Origin of the sequence: Plantibacter sp. MMLR14_011 (assembly GCF_001865025.1) — a bacterium.
Classification (GTDB): domain Bacteria; phylum Actinomycetota; class Actinomycetes; order Actinomycetales; family Microbacteriaceae; genus Plantibacter; species Plantibacter flavus_A.
Window position 1 is genome coordinate 397,671 of sequence record NZ_MJGW01000017.1, and the last position, 16,997, is coordinate 414,667.

17 protein-coding genes are annotated in these 16,997 nt (G+C 70.1%); 8 read left to right on the forward strand and 9 right to left on the reverse strand.

The features are described 5' to 3' along the window. Positions 1-35: 35 nt before the first annotated feature. The gene (gene ychF, locus BIU99_RS10280) at positions 36-1,109 is read right to left on the reverse strand and encodes a redox-regulated ATPase YchF (RefSeq protein WP_064296436.1); all 1,074 of its coding nucleotides are present in this window, start codon (positions 1,107-1,109) and stop codon (positions 36-38) included. A 132-nt stretch (positions 1,110-1,241) separates the two neighbouring features. Here ychF and BIU99_RS10285 point away from each other — a divergent pair, with 132 nt between their 5' ends. Then, positions 1,242-1,823: an exonuclease domain-containing protein gene (locus tag BIU99_RS10285; protein ID WP_071261062.1), complete on the forward strand. Its 582-nt coding sequence runs from the start codon at positions 1,242-1,244 to the stop codon at positions 1,821-1,823. A 58-nt stretch (positions 1,824-1,881) separates the two neighbouring features. Beyond that, entirely contained in the window at positions 1,882-3,261 is a 1,380-nt protein-coding gene (gene rmuC, locus BIU99_RS10290; RefSeq protein ID WP_083397289.1) for a DNA recombination protein RmuC, read from the forward strand. Positions 3,262-3,340: 79 nt separating this feature from the next. On the opposite strand, the gene glpX is transcribed toward rmuC, so the two are convergent. Both glpX and BIU99_RS10300 read right to left on the reverse strand, forming a co-directional pair. Then, positions 3,341-4,339, reverse strand: a complete 999-nt coding sequence (gene glpX, locus BIU99_RS10295; RefSeq protein ID WP_064296437.1) for a class II fructose-bisphosphatase — start codon at positions 4,337-4,339, stop codon at positions 3,341-3,343. 50 nt (positions 4,340-4,389) lie between these two features. Next, complete coding sequence (locus tag BIU99_RS10300; protein ID WP_071261064.1) at positions 4,390-5,385, reverse strand: fructose-bisphosphatase class II; 996 nt, start codon at positions 5,383-5,385, stop codon at positions 4,390-4,392. A gap of 76 nt (positions 5,386-5,461) precedes the next feature. On the opposite strand from BIU99_RS10300, the gene fbaA reads away from it, so the two are divergent. Next, positions 5,462-6,487 (forward strand): class II fructose-bisphosphate aldolase, encoded by a 1,026-nt coding sequence (gene fbaA, locus BIU99_RS10305; protein ID WP_064296439.1) that lies wholly within the window; start codon positions 5,462-5,464, stop codon positions 6,485-6,487. Positions 6,488-6,549: 62 nt separating this feature from the next. Here fbaA and BIU99_RS10310 read toward each other — a convergent pair whose 3' ends face one another. After that, positions 6,550-7,158: a DUF6264 family protein gene (locus BIU99_RS10310; protein WP_064296440.1), complete on the reverse strand. Its 609-nt coding sequence runs from the start codon at positions 7,156-7,158 to the stop codon at positions 6,550-6,552. Continuing rightward, entirely contained in the window at positions 7,155-8,186 is a 1,032-nt protein-coding gene (locus BIU99_RS10315; protein WP_071261248.1) for a 4-hydroxy-3-methylbut-2-enyl diphosphate reductase, read from the reverse strand. The genes BIU99_RS10310 and BIU99_RS10315 overlap by 4 nt, the downstream gene beginning before the upstream one ends. Before the next feature lie 135 nt (positions 8,187-8,321). Between BIU99_RS10315 and xseA the strand changes: the two genes are divergently transcribed. From xseA to BIU99_RS10340, 5 genes are all read left to right on the forward strand, one after another. Then, complete coding sequence (xseA, locus tag BIU99_RS10320; protein WP_071261066.1) at positions 8,322-9,581, forward strand: exodeoxyribonuclease VII large subunit; 1,260 nt, start codon at positions 8,322-8,324, stop codon at positions 9,579-9,581. Between the two features lie 9 nt (positions 9,582-9,590). Continuing rightward, the gene (locus BIU99_RS10325) at positions 9,591-9,827 is read left to right on the forward strand and encodes an exodeoxyribonuclease VII small subunit (RefSeq protein WP_064296575.1); all 237 of its coding nucleotides are present in this window, start codon (positions 9,591-9,593) and stop codon (positions 9,825-9,827) included. Next, the gene (locus BIU99_RS10330) at positions 9,824-10,519 is read left to right on the forward strand and encodes a DUF4245 domain-containing protein (RefSeq protein ID WP_167620449.1); all 696 of its coding nucleotides are present in this window, start codon (positions 9,824-9,826) and stop codon (positions 10,517-10,519) included. The genes BIU99_RS10325 and BIU99_RS10330 overlap by 4 nt, the downstream gene beginning before the upstream one ends. Then, positions 10,516-11,157: a carbonic anhydrase gene (locus tag BIU99_RS10335; RefSeq protein ID WP_064296442.1), complete on the forward strand. Its 642-nt coding sequence runs from the start codon at positions 10,516-10,518 to the stop codon at positions 11,155-11,157. Before BIU99_RS10330 ends, BIU99_RS10335 begins: the two co-directional genes overlap by 4 nt. Before the next feature lie 67 nt (positions 11,158-11,224). Continuing rightward, entirely contained in the window at positions 11,225-12,628 is a 1,404-nt protein-coding gene (locus BIU99_RS10340; RefSeq protein ID WP_079002052.1) for an aspartate ammonia-lyase, read from the forward strand. Positions 12,629-12,700: 72 nt separating this feature from the next. On the opposite strand, the gene BIU99_RS10345 is transcribed toward BIU99_RS10340, so the two are convergent. From BIU99_RS10345 to BIU99_RS10360, 4 genes are all read right to left on the reverse strand, one after another. After that, positions 12,701-13,282, reverse strand: coding sequence for an A24 family peptidase (locus BIU99_RS10345; RefSeq protein WP_071261068.1), 582 nt, complete (start codon positions 13,280-13,282; stop codon positions 12,701-12,703). Between the two features lie 100 nt (positions 13,283-13,382). Beyond that, complete coding sequence (locus tag BIU99_RS10350) at positions 13,383-14,807, reverse strand: PhoH family protein (RefSeq protein ID WP_082916204.1); 1,425 nt, start codon at positions 14,805-14,807, stop codon at positions 13,383-13,385. Positions 14,808-15,010: 203 nt separating this feature from the next. Next, complete coding sequence (locus tag BIU99_RS10355; protein WP_071261070.1) at positions 15,011-16,177, reverse strand: aminotransferase class V-fold PLP-dependent enzyme; 1,167 nt, start codon at positions 16,175-16,177, stop codon at positions 15,011-15,013. Beyond that, on the reverse strand, positions 16,174-16,956 hold the full coding sequence (locus BIU99_RS10360; protein ID WP_064296447.1) for an isoprenyl transferase: 783 nt from the start codon (positions 16,954-16,956) through the stop codon (positions 16,174-16,176). The genes BIU99_RS10355 and BIU99_RS10360 overlap by 4 nt, the downstream gene beginning before the upstream one ends. Positions 16,957-16,997: the final 41 nt, after the last annotated feature.

A 16,997-nucleotide genomic window follows, 5' to 3' on the forward strand; every position in this document is an offset into this window, starting at 1 on the left:
CGCCTGTCGACGACGGAACGCGCGCTTTCGACGGGCTAGACGTTGAACCTGAACTCCACGACGTCGCCGTCCTGCATGACGTAGTCCTTGCCCTCCATGCGGGCCTTGCCCTTGGAACGGGCCTCGGCGACGGAGCCGGTCTCGACGAGGTCGTCGAAGGAGATGACCTCGGCCTTGATGAAGCCCTTCTCGAAGTCCGTGTGGATGACGCCGGCCGCCTGGGGCGCCTTGGCACCCTGCGGGATCGTCCAAGCACGAGACTCCTTCGGCCCCGCCGTGAGGTAGGTCTGCAGGCCGAGCGTCGCGAAACCGATGCGTGCGAGCTGGTCGAGGCCGGACTCGGTCTGGCCGGTCGACTCGAGCATCTCGCGGGCGTCGTCCTCGTCGAGGTCGACGAGCTCCGACTCGAGCTTGGCGTCGAGGAAGACGGCCTTCGCCGGCGCCACGAGCGCGGCCAGCTCGTCGAGCTTCGCCTGGTCCTGGAGGACCTCCTCGTCGACGTTGAAGACGTAGATGAACGGCTTGGCCGTGAGGAGACCGAGCTCCTTGATGGGCGCGAGGTCGATCTTCGTCGCCGAGAGCGGGGTGCCGGCGTTCAGCGCGTCCTGCGCCTCCTTCGCCGCCGCGAGGACGGAGGGGTCGAGCTTCTTGCCCTTGACCTCCTTCTCGAACCGGGTGACCGCCTTCTCGAGCGTCTCGAGGTCGGCGAGGATGAGCTCGGTGTTGATGGTCTCCATGTCGGAGGCCGGGTTCACGTCGCCGTCGACGTGCACGACGTCGGGGTCGGCGAAGCCGCGCACGACCTGCGCGATGGCGTCGGCCTCGCGGATGTTCGCGAGGAACTTGTTGCCGAGCCCCTCCCCCTCGCTCGCGCCCTTGACGATGCCGGCGATGTCGACGAAGGACACCGCGGCGGGCAGGATGCGCTCGCTGCCGAAGATCTCCGCGAGCTTGCCGAGCCGGGCGTCGGGCAGTTCGACCACGCCGACGTTCGGCTCGATCGTCGCGAACGGATAGTTCGCTGCGAGCACGTTGTTGCGCGTGAGCGCGTTGAACAGGGTGGACTTGCCGACGTTGGGCAGGCCGACGATGCCGAGAGTAAGAGCCACGAGGGTCTATCGTACTTGGCCGCGCGGCCCCGTGGGTCGCGCCTCCGCTCAGGGCACGGATCGGCACGGTCGATCGAGCGGCATGCGGCGTGCCACCCGGGCGGTGTCGGACGCTGGTGCGAGGGTGAGGACGTGCCACTGGATTTCACCGCCATCGACTTCGAGACCGCGAACTCGTCATCCGCCTCCGCCTGCAGCGTGGGCCTCGTCAGGGTCCGAGACGGCGTCGTCGTCGACCGCGCGGGCTGGCTCATCCAGCCCCCTGCCGGACACGACGCGTTCCTCGAGTGGAACACGCGCATCCACGGGATCGTCGCGACCGACGTCCTCGGTGCGCCCGGTTGGGCGGACCAGCTCGACACCCTCCTCGACTTCGCCCAGGGTGACGCGCTCGTCGCACACAACGCCGGCTTCGACATGGGCGTCATCCGCGGTGGCTGCGCAGCCACCGGCCTCGACTGCCCCGACCTCAGCTACCTGTGCAGTCTCAACGTCGCACGCAAGACGTATCAGCTCGACTCCTACCGGCTCCCGGTGGCCGCTCTCGCCGCCGGGTTCGACGACTTCCAGCACCACGACGCCACCGGCGACGCCGAGGCCTCCGCGCACATCATCATCCACGCGGCCGCCCGCCACGGCGCCTCCTCGATCGCCGAACTCGCGCAGCTCACGAGCGTCAAGATCGGTCGCATCGGGACGGCCGTCGCCGCCTGAGCCCGCGGTCGCCGCGCGGCCTCCGACCGATGTCGGCGGCCCGCGACACACTGAGGGCATGGACAGCGCACTCGCCCTCGGGATCGGCCTCCTCATCGGACTCGTCATCGGCGCAGCCGTGGCGGTCCTCCTGCTGCAGCGGCGCACCGGCGCGGGTTCGGTCGACCCCGCGCTGCTCGAGGCCAGGCACACCGCCCAGCTCGCCGACCTCCGTGGCCAGCAGGCGCAGCTCCTCGCCGACGCCTCCGCGAAGGAGGCGGAACTCCGCGCCGCACTGCGCGCCGAACTCGCCGCCCTCGACGCCACAGCCGACGGTCTCGGGCGTGAGCTGAACGCCCAGCGCGAGCAGTACCGCGAGCTCGCCGAACGCCACCGCGCCGACGCCGAACGACGATCGCGCCAGGAACACGAGGAGAGTCAGGTCCTGCAGGCCCTCGCGCCCGTCCAGCACAGCCTCGAACACATGCAGGCGAAGGTCGCGGAACTCGAGCAGCAGCGCAGCCGCCAGCACGGTGAGCTCGCCCAGCAGCTGAAGACGGCTTCGGAGTCCGAGGAACGCCTGCGGTCCACGACGGAGTCGCTCGCCTCGGCGCTCCGGAACAACGCGACCCGCGGCGTCTGGGGTGAGACCCAGCTCCGCAACGTCGTCGAAGCCGCGGGCCTCACGCAACGCGTCGACTTCGACCTGCAGTCGAGCATCACCTCCGACAACGGCGTCGGCCGACCCGACATGGTCGTGCGACTCCCCGGCGGCAAGTCGATCGCGGTCGACGCGAAGGTGCCGTTCGCGCAGTACCTCGAAGCCAGCACCATCCCCGTCACCGCGACGGGCGAGGAGGCCGCGCGACGCACCGCCCTCCTCGCGCAGCATGTGAAGGCCGTGCGGTCGCACGTCGACGCCCTCGCGGCGAAGGGGTACTGGCGCGGCCTCGAGTCGAGCCCGGAGTTCGTCATCTGCTTCATCCCGAGCGAGTCGCTCCTCGCCGCAGCGCTCGAGGCCGACGCGAGCCTGCTCGACTACGCCTTCGGCAAACGGGTCGCCCTCGCCTCCCCCGTCAACCTGTGGGCGGTCCTCAAGACGGTCGCGTTCACCTGGCAGCAGGACGTCCTCACCGAGGACGCGAAGCGACTGTTCGACCTCGGCAAGGAGCTCTACCAGCGGCTCTCGACGCTGTCGGACCACGCCGACCGCCTGCGCCGGTCGATCGAGAGCACGGTCACCAACTACAACCAGTTCGCCTCGTCGTTCGAGACCCGCGTGCTCGTCACGGCGCGCAAGCTCGACGCCCTCGACGAGGCGACGGTCATCGGTCAGGTGAGCCAGAGCGACGCCTCACCGAAGCGCCTCACCGCACCGGAGGCGCAGCCCTCGCCGGAGCCGTCCGATGCCGAGCCGAGCGAGCTCGAGGCCCGGCTCGCGCACCGGCTCCAGGACTGACCGGCACGAACGCCGCACGACGAAGCGCCCGGCACCACCGTGAGGTGGAACCGGGCGCTTCGCGCTGCTGGAGGAGCGGCTACAGCCACTTCGCAGCGAGGTGGTCCGCCTCGACACGACGGATGGTGCCGGAACGCGACCGCAGCACGAGGCTCTCGGTGCGGATGATCGGACCCTTGCGCTGCACACCGTCGACGAGTTCACCGTGGGTGACGCCCGTCGCGACGAAGTACGTGTTGTCGCCGCGGACGAGGTCGTTCGCGCCGAGGACACGGTCGAGGTCGTGACCGGCCGCGAGCGCACGCTCACGTTCGGCGTCGTCCTTCGGCATGAGCTTGCCCTGGATGAGGCCACCGAGCGCCTTCACCGCACACGCGGTGATGATGCCCTCGGGCGTGCCGCCGATGCCGACGCACATGTCGATCCGGGAGTCGTAGCGCGCGGCGTTGATGCCACCCGCGACGTCGCCGTCGAGCAGCAGCCGCGTCCCGGCACCGGCCGCGCGGATCTCCTCGATGAGCTGCGCGTGGCGCGGTCGGTCGAGGACGGCGACGCGGATGTCCTCGGGCTGCTTGCCCTTGGCCTTCGCGAGCTCGCGGATGTTGTCGCCGATGGACTGGCTGATGTCGACGACACCGATGCCGTCGGCGCCGGTGACGATCTTGTCCATGTAGAACACCGCGGACGGGTCGAACATGCTGCCACGGTCGGACACGGCGATGACGGAGAGGGCGTTCTGCCGGCCGGCGGCGGTGAGGCTCGTGCCGTCGATCGGGTCGACCGCGATGTCGCAGGACGGGCCGCGGCCGTTGCCGACGTGCTCGCCGTTGAAGAGCATGGGCGCTTCGTCCTTCTCGCCCTCGCCGATGACGACAACGCCGTCGAAGTTGACGGTGCCGAGGAAGGCGCGCATGGCGTCGACCGCCGCACCGTCGGCGGCGTTCTTGTCGCCTCGCCCGATGAACGGCGCCGCCCGGATCGCGGCGGCCTCCGTCGCTCTCACGAGCTCCATGGCGAGGTTGCGGTCGGGCTGCAGATAGTGGGAGCCGGTTTCAGGCTGGGTCACTGGATCCTCCATGGATCGCTCGCCTCGTGGGACACGACGCTTCGGTGGATGAGGGTTTCAGCCTATCGAACCGGGCGGGGAAGGCCGGTGGGCGTGTCTCGATCGAGGCGCTTCCGTGACCTCGTCAGCGGGCTCCCGGGACCGACGACGACGGACTCGACCATGACACCGCCGTCCCCTTCGACCCGGACTCCGGCGAGTTCGGCTCCGGCGGCGAGCGCGGTCGACGTGACGGCACTGAGCAGCAGCCAGGCGTCGTCGCGGCAGAGTTCGTCGAGTGGGACCTCGCGGTCGAGATCGGTCCCTGCCTCGATGAGCCGCGCCCGTTCCTCCGGCGACTGCGGTGCGAAGCGCGCCGTCATCCAGCCACCGAGGGCCCGGACCGCGGCAGCCGTGAGGATGCCCTCCGGGGCCCCGCCCACGCCGAGGAGCAGATCGAGGTCGCCGTCGGTGGCCGCGGCACGCAGGGACAGGGCGACGTCGCCGTCCATGAAGCTCACGAGCTCCGCACCGGCGGCGGTCACGGCCTGGGCCGTCGCCGCGTTCCGGGGGCGGTCCTGGACCGCGACCCGGAGCTGCTCGACCGGCCGCCCCACACGCGCGGCGAGCCGGTCGAGGGTCACCGCGATCGGGTCACCGAGCGACAGCTCGCGTCCCCCACCGGCCGCGACGAGCTTCTCGAGGTAGTACGCCGGGCCGATGTCGAACATCGCACCGCGCGGGGCGATGGCGATCACGGCGACGGAGTCCGGCTTCCCGGCGGCCGCGAGCTTGGTGCCGTCCACGGGGTCGACGGCGAGGTCGATCGCCGGCCCCGCACCCGTGCCGAAGCGTTCGCCCACGAAGAGCATGGGCGCCTGGTCCTTCTCCCCCTCCCCCACGACGACGCGCCCGTCGACCGGGAGCGATTCGAGCGCCCGGCGGAGCGCGTCGACGGCGACCCCGTCGATCTGCATGCCGTCGCCGCCACCCACGAGACCCGCGACGGCGGCAGCGGCGGCCCGCGTGGCGTCGAGGAAGCCGTCGAGGAGGTCGGTGTCCGGAGTGCGCTCGATCATGTCCCCATCGTGCCGTATGCCTCGGAGCCCGAGTCACTAGACTTCAAGGCGAATCGTCCCCACGCAAGGAGAAGACATGCCCGTCGCCACCCCGGAACAGTACGCAGCGATGCTCGACAAGGCGAAGTCGAACGGGTTCGCGTACCCGGCGTTCAACGTCTCGAGCAGCCAGACCATCAACTCCGTCCTCCAGGGCCTCACCGAGGCCGGTTCCGACGGCATCATCCAGGTCACCACGGGCGGCGCCGACTACTTCGCCGGCCACACCGTGAAGAACCGCGCCGCCGGCGCGATCGCCTTCGCGAAGTTCGCCACCGAGGTCGCCAAGAACTACCCCGTCACCGTCGCGCTCCACACCGACCACTGCCCGAAGGACGCGCTCGACGGCTTCGTCATGCCGCTCATCGCCGCCTCCGAAGAAGAGGTCAAGGCCGGTCGCAACCCGATCTTCCAGTCCCACATGTGGGACGGCTCGGCGGTCCCGCTCACGGAGAACCTCGAGATCGCGACCGAGATGCTGAAGCGCACCAAGGCCATCAACGCCATCCTCGAGGTCGAGATCGGCGTCGTCGGCGGCGAAGAGGACGGCGTCAGCCACGACATCAACGAGCACCTGTACACCACCCTCGACGACGCCATCGCGACCGTCGAGGCGCTCGGCCTCGGCGAGCAGGGGCGCTACATGGCCGCCCTCACCTTCGGTAACGTGCACGGCGTCTACAAGCCCGGCAACGTCAAGCTCCAGCCCGAGCTGCTGAAGACCATCCAGGACGGCCTCACCGCCAAGTACGGCCACGGCCCCAAGCCGCTCGACCTCGTGTTCCACGGTGGGTCGGGTTCCACCGACGCCGAGATCGCCGAGGCCGTCGCGAACGGTGTCGTCAAGATGAACATCGACACCGACACGCAGTACGCGTTCACCCGCTCGATCGCCGGCTACATGCTCTCGAACTACGAGGGCGTGCTGAAGCTCGACGGCGAGGTCGGCAACAAGAAGCTCTACGACCCCCGTGCCTGGGGCAAGGTCGCCGAGTCGGCGATGGCCGCTCGCGTCGTGGAGTCGACGAAGCAGCTCGGCTCGTACGGCACCAGCACCTCCTAGTCACCTGCACGAACAGAACGGGCCCGGCATCGCTGCCGGGCCCGTTCTTCGTGTGTGGATGACTACGGCTGCTGCGAGCGGACGTACTCCATGAACGCCGGGTCGGCGCCCATCGCCACGGCGAGACAGATCACCACGACCAGGTTCGCCGCGACACCGGCGACGAGCGGGATCCAGAAGGTCAATCGACCCGCGCGGAGCGACCGGCTCGACAGGATGATGGCGCCCACCCACAGGGCGATCTGGAGACCGAGCGCCAGGATGCCCATGGCGCTCGCGAGACCGTCCGAGGAGTACCCCGAGACACCCATCTGCACGAGTGCGGGGCGGATCAGGCCCGGGAGGTCGAGCAGGCCCGGCATGGTCACGATCAGGCCGACGAGGCCGAGTCCGAGCAGGATCGACGTCGCGATGCGGTCTCCGGCGACAGGACGTCTAGCGGCCACGGTCGGAGCGCCCGGCTGCATCACCCCAGGCTCATGCGCCTGCTCGCGCGTCTGCTCGCGGAGGGTCGGCTCCTGCTGCTGCCGTGGCTGCCGTTCGACGGGGACGACCGGCGCGATGCCGAGCTCCTCCGCCCGCTGCTCGTCGATGGGCTCGGCGATCCGGGCACGCTGCTCCTCGGGGGACGCGTACTCACCGAACTGCGGACGGGGGCGGGATTCGCTCATGGTCGACGCCCTCCCAGGGCGCGCGGATCGGTCGTGCCGGCAAGGTCTTTGCGCAGCTCCTTCGGCAGGGAGAACATGAGGTCCTCCTCGGCCGTCTTGACTTCCTGCACCGCGCCGTAGCCGGCTCCGGAGAGTTCTTCGAGGACCTCGTCGACGAGGACCTCCGGCACGGAGGCGCCGCTGGTGACACCGACCGTGACGACACCGTCGAGCCAGGCCTGCTGGATCTCGTGTGCGTAGTCGACGCGGTAGGCGGCCTTCGCGCCGTATTCGAGGGCGACCTCCACGAGGCGCACCGAGTTCGAGGAGTTCGCCGACCCGACCACGATCACGAGGTCGGCGTCCTGGGCTACTTTCTTGATGGCCACCTGACGGTTCTGGGTCGCGTAGCAGATGTCGTCGCTCGGCGGATCCTGGAGCTTCGGGAACCGCTCGCGCAGGCGGCGGACCGTCTCCATGGTCTCGTCCACCGACAGCGTGGTCTGCGAGAGCCACACGACCTTGTCGGGGTCGGCGACGACGAGGTCGTCGACGGCTTCCGGGCTCGTCACGAGCGTGACGTGGTCGGGCGCCTCACCGGCCGTGCCCTCGACCTCCTCGTGCCCCTCGTGTCCGATGAGCAGGATCTCGTAGTCGTCGCGGGCGAAGCGCACGGCCTCGCGGTGGACCTTCGTGACGAGCGGGCAGGTGGCGTCGATCGCGAGCAGCCCGCGGTCGGCGGCGGCATCGACCACGGCTGGCGAGACGCCATGCGCACTGAAGACGATGTGCGCGCCGGACGGCACCTCGTCGACCTCTTCCACGAACACGGCGCCCTGGGCCTCGAGCTGATCGACGACGTGCACGTTGTGGACGATCTGCTTCCGGACGTACACCGGCGCGCCGTAGTGCTCGAGCGCCTTCTCGACGGCGACGACCGCGCGGTCCACGCCGGCGCAGTAACCGCGCGGGGCTGCCAGCAGGACGCGCTTCTCCCCGGCGACGGGGAGGTCTGCGAGACGTCCGGCGATACGTCGGAGCCTCGGCATGCCGAGGCCGATGGCTGGGGCGTCGCGGAGATCGGTCACGTGTGGATTCTACGCGGCAGCGCTCGGGAGTCGGCCGTGAACGGCCGGGTGGTCCGCGACCGCCGCGCCGTCGGTGCTCGCGGCTAGGCTTGAGGGATGAGCGATGCACCGGCCACCATGGAAGCCCCCTGGCCGGTCGCGCTCCTCGGCACGAAGCTCCGCGACTACATCGACCGCCTCGGCACGGTCTGGGTCGAGGGCGAGATCACGCAGTGGGGCGCCTCGGGCGGCAACGTCTACGGCAAGCTCAAAGACCTCGAGATCGATGCGACGGTCGGGTTCACCATCTGGTCGTCCGTCCGCGCGAAGATCCCCGCCGACCTCAAACAGGGCGACCACGTGGTCGCGTTGGTCAAGCCGAACTACTGGCTCAAGGGCGGCACACTCACCATGCAGGTCATGGCGATGAAGCACGTCGGCATCGGCGACCTCCTCGAGCGACTCGAGCGACTCCGTCGGCAGCTCGCCGAGGAGGGGCTCTTCGACGCGTCGCGCAAACGGCCGCTCCCGTTCCTCCCGCAGTGCATCGGGCTGGTCACCGGCAAGGACTCCGACGCCGAGAAGGACGTCCTGTGCAACGCGGAACTGCGCTGGCCCTCGGTCCGGTTCCGCGTCGTCCACGCCGCCGTCCAGGGCGACCGCACCCCCGGCGACGTCGTGAGCGCTCTGCAGACGCTCGACGCCGACCCCGAGGTCGACGTCATCATCGTCGCGCGCGGCGGTGGCGACTTCCAGAACCTCCTCGGGTTCAGCGACGAACGCGTGGTCCGTGCCGCGGCCGCCTGCACCACACCCCTCGTGAGCGCCATCGGCCACGAGGCGGACCGCCCGTTGCTCGACGACGTCGCCGACCTCCGTGCCTCCACACCGACCGATGCCGCCAAGCGGGTCGTCCCCGACGTCGCGGAGGAGTTCGCTCGCGTGCAGCAGGCCCGCGTCCGGTTGTCGTCCCGGGTGACCTCGTTGCTCGGTCACGAGATCGACCGACTCGCGACGCTCCGCACCCGTCCCGCGCTCGCCGACCCGTCCTGGATCGTCGACTCGCGGGCGGACGAGCTGACCCGAACGGTCGCCAGGGGTGCCGAGCTCATCGACCGCGCCGTCGAGCGCTCCCAGCGCGAGGTGACGGAACTCCGCGCACACCTCCGCGCCCTGTCGCCGCAGCGCACGCTCGACCGCGGCTACGCCATCGTCCAACGAGCGGACCCGGAGTCCGGCGTCCCGGGTGGCGCGGTCATCCGTGCCGAGGGCGACGCGCCCGCCGGGACGGAGCTCCTGGTCACCCTCGCCTCCGGCGCGATCGGCGCCTCCAGTACCGGCCCGGCCACGGCTGCCGCCCGGACCGACGACGAATAGGATAGAAGCATGCCAACCCCCTCCGATGTCCAGGAGCTCAGCTATGAGCAGGCACGCGACGAGCTCGTGCGTGTCGTGTCCGAGCTGGAGCAGGGCTCGGCGTCGCTCGAGGACTCCCTCCGCCTCTGGGAGCGCGGCGAACAGCTCGCCCAGCGCTGCGAGGAGTGGCTGATCGGCGCGAAGGCACGGCTGGACGCGGCACGCGCCGCCCAGCTCGGATCCGGCACTCCGGACGCATCGCGGTGAAGGACACCAAGCCGCCGCGCGTCGTTGCCGAGCTCGGCCGCCCCGAGACGCCGCAGGAGACCGCCGACCGCAAGGCGGAGAACTCCCGCCTGTACCGCTCGCGCAAGACCGTCAACAACCTCGTCCTGTCGCTCCTGGCCACGGTCGGCCTCGTGGTCGTGATCGTGCTCGCCGTGCCCCGAGGTGAAGCCCCGGAGCGCCCGACCGTCGACTACGCGCAGCTCGCCGGCCAGGCGCAGCCCGACCTCCCCGTCCCGCTCCTCACCCCCGAGCTCGGCGACGACTGGGGCAGCAACTACGCCGACGTCCGCACCGCAGCGTCACCGGTCGCCGGCACACCCGACATCCGCTCCTGGAACGTCGGACTCATCTCCCCCGACGACGAGTTCGTCGGCCTCGTCCAAGGCGTCGACGCCAACGACACCTGGCTCCTCGCCGAGCTCGACGAAGCCCGCCCCACCGGAACCGTCACGATCGACGGCGTCGAGTGGGTCGAATACGCGAACGGCAGCGGCTCCGACGACGGCAACGTCGCGTACGCCCTGTCGACCGTCGCCGGTCGGAGCACGATCGCCGTGTTCGGCACGGCGAAGCCCGAGTACGTCCTCGATGTCGCACGTTCCGTGCGCACCGGGGTCACCGCCAACCTCGACGCCCCGTCGGGCGCCCCTGCAGAAACGGACTCAGAATGACCCAGAAGCGCCCCGGTGCCGTCTGGCGCGAGATGCAGCGCGGTAACGCGCGGTTCGTCGCCGGTCAGCCCGCCCACCCCCGCCAGGACGTCGAACGCCGCGCCACGCTCGCGCACTCCCAGGCCCCGGAGGCGGTCATCTTCGGCTGCTCCGACTCCCGCCTCGCGGCCGAGATCATCTTCGACAAAGGGCTCGGCGACCTCTTCGTCGTCCGCAACGCCGGTCAGATCGTCTCCGACTCGGTGCTCGGCACCCTGGAGTACGCCGTCGGTGTCCTGCAGGTCCCGCTCATCCTCGTGCTCGCGCACGACGAGTGCGGCGCCGTCCGCGCGGCCATCGACTCGCAGATCGAGGACGCCACCCCGCTCCCCCCGTACATCGACCAGCTGATCCAGCAGATCGTCCCCGCCGTGAGCGCTGTCGCCGGCCCTGCACCGATCGACGCCGCCTCCGTCGACACCTCCGAGGTCGGACGACGCCACCTCCGCCGCACCGTCATGGAGGTCGTCTCGCGCTCCGAGCTCATCAGCGACGCCGTGGCGGCCGGGACGGTCGCCATCATCGGCGCGAACTACAAGCTCCTCGAGGGCACCGCCGTCGCCGACATCGTGATCGGCGACGTCACCGTCCCCGAATGACCTCCACCCCGCTCACCGACCGGTCGAGCGCAGCACCACCGCAATCGCACGAAGGAGAACGAACAGCGTGGTAGACACCTCAGCAACCGAGTACCGCATCGAACACGACACCATGGGTGAGGTGCGGGTCCCCGCGAACGCCCTCTACGGTGCGCAGACGCAGCGGGCGGTCGAGAACTTCCCGATCTCGGGCAGCGGGCTCGAGTCGGCGCAGATCGCCTCATTGGCCCGGATCAAGAAGTCCGCGGCACTCGCCAACGCCAAGCTCGGCGTCCTCGACCAGGGTGTCGCCGACGCGATCGCCGCAGCGGCCGACGAGGTCATCACCGGCGCGCACGACGCGCAGTTCCCGGTCGACACCTACCAGACCGGCAGCGGCACCTCGTCGAACATGAACATGAACGAGGTTCTGGCGACGCTCGCGAGCGCGCGCCTCGGCAGCCCGGTGCACCCCAACGACCACGTCAACGCCTCGCAGTCCTCGAACGACGTCTTCCCGACCTCCGTGCACATCGCCGTCACGAGCGCCCTCATCGACGACCTCATCCCGGCCCTCGACCACCTGGCCGTCTCGCTGGAACGCAAGGCCGAGCTGTGGAAGACCGCCGTGAAGCCGGGCCGGACGCACCTCATGGACGCCACGCCGGTCACCCTCGGCCAGGAGTTCGGTGGCTACGCGCGCCAGATGCGTCTCGGCATCGAGCGTGTGCGCACGGCGCTCCCCCGGGTCGCAGAGGTCCCGCTCGGCGGAACCGCGACGGGCACAGGCATCAACACGCCGAAGGGCTTCCCCCAGCTCGTCATCGAGCTGCTCGCGCAGGAGACCGAGCTGCCCATCACCGAGGCGCAGGACCACTTCGAGGCCCAGGGCGCACGCGACGGACTCGTCGACGCCTCGGGAGCCCTCCGGGTCATCGCGGTCAGCCTCACGAAGATCTGCAACGACCTCCGCTGGATGGGCTCCGGCCCGAACACCGGTCTCGGCGAGCTGCACATCCCCGACCTCCAGCCGGGATCTTCGATCATGCCAGGCAAGGTGAACCCCGTGATCCCGGAGGCCGTCCTGATGGTCGGCGCACGGGTCGTCGGCAACGACGCGACCATCGCCTGGGCCGGCGCGTCGGGCTCCTTCGAGCTCAACGTCGCGATCCCGGTCATGGGCACGGCGCTCCTCGAGAGCATCCGTCTCCTCTCGAACGCGACCCGGGTCCTCGCCGACAAGACCGTCGACGGCCTCGAGGCCAACCTCGACCGCGCTGCGGCACTCGCCGGCTCCTCGCCGTCGATCGTCACCCCGCTGAACAAGATCATCGGCTACGAGTCGGCGGCGAAGATCGCCAAGCACTCCGTCGCCAAGGGCCTCACCGTCCGCGAGGCCGTCGTCGACCTCGGCTTCGTCGAACGTGGCGAGATCACGGAGGAGCAGCTCGACACGGCGCTCGACGTCCTCTCGATGACGCACCCCGGCTGAGTCGACCCGCTCGTCGAAACACCGAACGGCCCCGGAACCCTCGCGGTTCCGGGGCCGTCTCCGTCCGTGTGGTCACGCCGTGGCGGCGATCGCGCCCCAGCAGCCGAGGAGCAGGAACGGGCCGAACGGGATGCGGGTGCGCCAGCCAGCGGAGCCACCACGTGAGCGTGCGACCAGCACGGCGACCACACCCGCGAGGCCGGCCGAAAAGACCGACACCACCGCGAAGAGGAGGACCGCGGACGTCCCGAAGCAGCCGACCGCGAGGCCGAGCAGCGCGCCGAGCTTCACGTCCCCCATGCCCAGCCCGCCGAAGAGGGCGCAGGCGTACAGGACGGCTCCGACCGCGGACCCCATCAGGAGCGGTTCGAGCGGGGCCACCTGACGCACGGCGGCATCGATGGCCGTGAGCGGCACCGCGATGGTGAGCGCCGGCAGCACGAGACGGTTCGGGAGCCGCCGCTCCGCGACGTCGCTGCGCACGAGCGGCGGCGTGATGCAGGCGAGCCATACGAGCACGATGACGACCGGACGCAGGTCGGGGCCGAGCCGGGCAACGGCTACGGCTACGAGCAGCAGCGTCGAGCCGGCCATCGCCGCGGTGGCGACACGCGGGCGGAGCCGCCTGCCGGTGGAGGTCGGTCGCGAGGGCATCCCGTCAGGATAGGAGGATCATCGTGCCGGCCTCCGGCGTTCTCCACAGGCGGCCGGAGGCGGCGGAGCGAGCCTTGTCGGCCCGCTCCGCCGACGGCCGCTAGGCCAGCTCGTTCCCTTCGAGCATCTCGGTCACGAGTGCCGCGATGGCCGAGCGCTCCGAGCGCGTCAGCGTGACGTGCGCGAACAGCGGGTGCCCCTTGAGCGTCTCGATCACCGAGGCGACGCCGTCGTGGCGGCCGACGCGCAGGTTGTCGCGCTGGGCGACGTCGTGCGTGAGGACGACCCGCGAGTTCTGCCCGATCCGGCTGAGGACCGTGAGGAGCACGTTGCGTTCGAGCGACTGCGCCTCATCGACGATCACGAAGGCGTCGTGGAGCGAACGGCCTCGGATGTGCGTCAGCGGCAGCACCTCGAGGATGCCCCGCTCCACCACCTCGTCGAGCACGTTCTGCGAGACGACCGCGCCGAGCGTGTCGAAGATCGCCTGTCCCCAGGGGTTCATCTTCTCGCCCTGGTCGCCGGGCAGGTACCCGAGCTCCTGGCCGCCGACCGCGTACAGCGGCCGGAACACCATGATCTTCTTGTGCGCCTGTCGCTCGAGGACGGCCTCCAGACCCGCGCAGAGGGCGAGCGCGGACTTCCCCGTCCCGGCTCGACCTCCCAGCGAGAGGATCCCGATCTCGGGGTCGAGCAGGAGGTCGATCGCGAGCCGCTGCTCGGCCGAGCGTCCGTGCAGACCGAAGACGTCGCGGTCGCCGCGGACGAGCTTGTAGCTGCGCTTGCCCGTGACCCGCCCGAGTGCGGATCCCCGGTCGGAGTGGATCACGAGGCCCGTGTTGATCGGCAGGTCCTCGATGATCGGCGTCGTCCCCTCCTCGCGCTCCCACAGCGTGCTCATGTCCTCGGAGCCGAGGGTGATCTCGGACATGCCCGTCCAGCCGGAGTCGACCGCGAGTTCCGCCCGGTACTCCTCCGCCTGCAGACCGATGGACGCCGCCTTGACGCGCAGCGGCAGGTCCTTGGACACCACCGTGACCGCCAGTCCGTCGTTCGCCAGGTTCAGCGCGACCGCGAGGATGCGCGAGTCGTTGTCGCCGAGCTGGAGACCGGACGGCAGCGAGGCCATGCTCGAGTGGTTGAGTTCGACCCGCAGGGATCCGCCGTCACCGACCGGGATCGGAAAGTCGAGGCGTTCGTGCTCGATGCGGAGCTCGTCGAGGATGCGGAGTGCTTGACGTGCGAAGTAGCCGATCTCGGGGTCGTTGCGCTTGCCCTCGAGCTCGCTGATGACGACGACCGGGATGACGACGGCGTGCTCGGCGAACCGGAAGAGCGCCTTGGGGTCCGACAGCAGCACGGAGGTGTCGAGCACGTAGGTGATCTCGGCCTGCGCCTGATCTCCCCCGCTCACCGTGTGGTCGGCAGGTCGTCGGCTCGGTCTCGTCGACGCATCCCGCGTCTCGATGCCGGCTGACGTGTTCTGGATTTCTCGCGAGGCCACAACCACTCCCACCCCGAGCATCTGATGCTCGGATCACTGTGCGAAACGGCCGCCTGCAGGGTTTCGAGCCGAACTTGTGTGGCCGTCTCGACCGGGCTCCATGCCCGATGAGATGAACGTACGTCCGGCCACCGACATCGATGCGACGACACGCCCCGTGTCCTGTTACGGGGAGGTGAACAGATGGGGGCCGTCTCCTGGACCGCCGGTGGTCGGACGGCGGCTCAGTAGCTCGCGGCCGTCGCGAACGAGAGCAGCGCACCGCGCAGTCGGTCCAGCGTCTGCCGACTGGTACCGGCATGCACGCTGAGCCGCACGGCCCCGGCGCGGATCGTCGCGGTGACGCCGTGGTTCTCGAGCGAGGTCCACAACGTGTCGAGGACGGACTCCTCCGGCTCCAGGACGACGATGCCCGCGCGATCGTGCTCGTCTCGCGAGGAGACCACCGCGACACCGAACTCGTCCGCGAGCTCGATCACCTCGGCCGTGAGCTCGGCGATCGCGGCGTGCACCGTCGCGGTCCCGACGGCGACCGTGTCTTCCAGCGACGCGGCGAACCGCGCCGCCGCGAGCGGGTCGGGCCTGGTGATCGAGTATGCGCGCACGGATCGGCTCGGTGCCGGGGTCGCGCTGAACGGCCAGGCCTCGTCGGTGCCGGTCACGCCCGAGAAGACCGGCTCGAGCCGCTCGACGGCGCGGTCGCTCAGGGCGAGGAATCCGGTGCCCCAGCCTGCGCGCATCCACTTCTGCCCGCCCGAGGCGACCACGTCGGCGACGGCGTAGGGGGCGTCGACCACGCCGAAGCCCTGGATGGCGTCGACGATCAGGAGGCGGTCGCCGATCACCTCGCGGACGGCTTCGAGGTCGCAGACGTATCCGGTGCGGTAGTCGACGAGGCTCACGGCCACGGCGGTGACGGTGTCGTCGAGCTGTTCGCGCACGCTCTCGGCCGTCACGTGTCCGCGTCGCGTCTCGAGCCATCTCGGCGTGAGCACGTGCCGGTGCTCGGCGGCCCGCTCCGCGGCGAGCGGCAGCGTGGGGTATTCCAGGCGGGAGAGCAGGACCGTGCCGCTCAGACCGAACATCGCGTGCATGAGGCCCTGCGAGGTGTTGGGCTGGGCGACGACCTGGTCGGCGCGGAACCCGGTGAGCGTCCCGACGGCGGTCCGCATCCGTTCGTCTTGCCCGTCGACCGCGCCGAGCGTTCCGGGCGCCGCACTCGCGAGCACGTCGTTCCAGCGTGCGGCCTCGAGGACGACGGACGCGGCCAACGGACCGACACTGCCGTAGTTGAGATAGCCGTCGACCTCACCGAATCCTGCTTGGAAGGTCTCCAACCGGGACGCCGTCTCCGGCTCGTCCGGCTCCGAGGCGGGCGTGGACCGGCTCATCCGCCGAACCGCCGCTGCCGCCTGGAGAAGTCGCGGAGGGCGCGGAGGAAGTCGACCTCACGGAGGTCGGGCCCGAGCGCCTCGACGAAGTAGAACTCGCTATGGGCGCTCTGCCAGAGCATGAAGTCGCTCATCCGCTGTTCGCCGCTGGTGCGGATGACGAGGTCGGGGTCGGGCTGGCCTCCCGTGTAGAGGTGCTCACCGATGAGGTCGGGGGTGAGCAGCGCCGCGAGGTCTTCCAGGCTCCGACCCTCGAGGTGGTGCTTGGCGACGATCGCGCGCATCGCGTCCACGATCTCGGTGCGACCGCCGTAGCCGACCGCGAGGTTGATGTGCATGCCAGCACGGTCGGCCGTGCGCTCCTCGGCACTCGTCAACGCCGTGCGCAGCGACTCCGGGAGCCCGTCGCTCGAACCGACGTGCTTCACGCGCCAGTCACGGTAGTGCGACAGCCCCTCGGCGAGGTCGGCGATAATGTCGACGAGGTCGTCCAGCTCGTCCGGTGCGCGGTTCACCAGGTTGTCGCTCGACAGCAGGTACAGGGTGACGACGCCGATGCCGAGGTCGTCGCACCAGGTCAGGAACTCGCGCATCTTCGCCGCACCGGCCCGGTGGCCGTGCGCCGCGGTGTCGTACCCGAGCTGCTTGGCCCACCGCCGGTTGCCGTCGATGATCATCGCGACATGGTGCGGCAGCGTCTGCGGAGTGAGCGCCTTCCGGAGGCGCCGTGCGTAGACGCCGTACAGGAAGCCGTCCACCGGTGCGGAATGCCTCGTCATCACCCTGCAACGCTAGTGCAGTTTCCTGCATCGCTCCCAGT